The organism is Methylomonas koyamae (genome assembly GCF_001644025.1).
Lineage (GTDB): Bacteria > Pseudomonadota > Gammaproteobacteria > Methylococcales > Methylomonadaceae > Methylomonas > Methylomonas koyamae_A.
Window position 1 is genome coordinate 1 of record NZ_LUUK01000014.1, and the last position, 1,478, is coordinate 1,478.

1 protein-coding gene is annotated in these 1,478 nt (G+C 66.3%); it reads right to left on the reverse strand.

Annotation, left to right across the window (positions count from 1 at the left end):
* A partial coding sequence (locus A1355_RS25530) for a hypothetical protein (protein WP_197471684.1) occupies positions 1-1,478 on the reverse strand: 1,478 nt, incomplete at both ends.

Below are 1,478 nucleotides of genomic sequence, written 5' to 3' on the forward strand. Positions count from 1 at the left end.
ACCAGGGTGGCGGTGGCGCGGTGGACGTCGAGGCCGTCTTCGCTGCCCAGCGTGAATTCGGCGGTGGCCCGGCCGTCGCTGTCGGTGGTGGCGTTCAGCGTGGTTTGGCCGTTTTGGAAGCGGCCGCTGCCTTGGGTGACTTTGAATTCTATTTGGGCGCCGGGCACGACGTTGGCGCCGTCGTCGACCACGGCGACGACGAAGGGTTGCGGCAGCGCTTGGCCGACCGCGCCGCGTTGGTTGTTGCCGCTGTTGACGGTGACTTTGCTGCCGGCGCCGACGCTGGCGCTGGCGTAGAACAGGACTTCGCCGTCGAAGCCGACCGAGGCGGCCCGCACGCGTTGGTTGCCGGTGCCGGCCCGGCTGCCGAGTTTGAATTGGGTCGAGGCGATGCCTTGGGCGTCGGTTTGCACGAGCACGCCTTGGCCTTGGTCGTTGCCGCCGGCGCCGACGATGCCGTCGCCTTCGGTGACGCGGAAGATCACGGGTTTGCCCGCGACCGCTTGGTTGGCGCCATCCAGCAGTTTGACTTTGAGGGCTTGGGCCAGCACGCTGTTGATTTGGCCGCTTTGGTCTTGTCCGCCGACCAGGGCGATGTGTTGCGGCGCGAGCGGTTGGTAGCTGACTTGCAGGCTGAGGCTGCTGGTGTTGCCGACGTTGTCGGCGGCGTCGATTTTCAGGGTGTTTTCGCCGACGCCGAGCGGGATGTTTTCGGCCAGGTAGCTGCGGTTGGCGACGCTGGCGGCGATGCCGTTGACTTTGACGTTGGCTTGGCCGGCGGCGACGGTGCCGCGTACGATGTCGTTGATCAGGCCGGACACGGCGATGTGGTCGGTGCGCACGGTGTCGCCGTTTTTCGGCGATTCGACGGTCAGGTAGGGCGGGGTCATGTCCAGCGATAGCGAGATGGCGTCGCTGACGTCTTCGCCCTGGGCGTTGACCGCACGGGCGGTGATGGTGTTGTGGCCTTCTTCGAGCGCGACGTCGGCTTGGAAGCTGCCGCTGTTGTTGGTGACCGGCGCGCCGTTGAGCGTGACTTGGGCGCTGGGGTCGTTGACGGTGCCTTTGACGGTTTGCGGGGTGTGGCCGACGGTTAAGAGCGTGGCCGGGCTGGTGATTTTGACGGCCAGCGCTGGGCTTTGCACTTGGCGTTCCAGCCGGGTCGTGAAGCTGAAGGTATTGGGGCCGCCGCCGGTGACGATGACCGAGACCAGACCGCTGCCGCCGGGCGTGATGTCCTTGCCGAGATAGCCGGTCAGGTCGTAGTAGGCTTCGCCGGCCGCGGTGGTGCCACTGGCATTGCCGATAGCCACTTTCGCCGCCGGACTCAGACCGACGATGACCAGCCGGAACGGGCCTTTCAGGCTTTGGCCGCTGACGTTGTTCAGCGTCACCGCCACCGTCGCGTCCGCCGCACGCCGATTGCGCACCGGGTTGGCTACCTTCACCGTCACTTGGCTGGTCGAGACAGGTTCCCA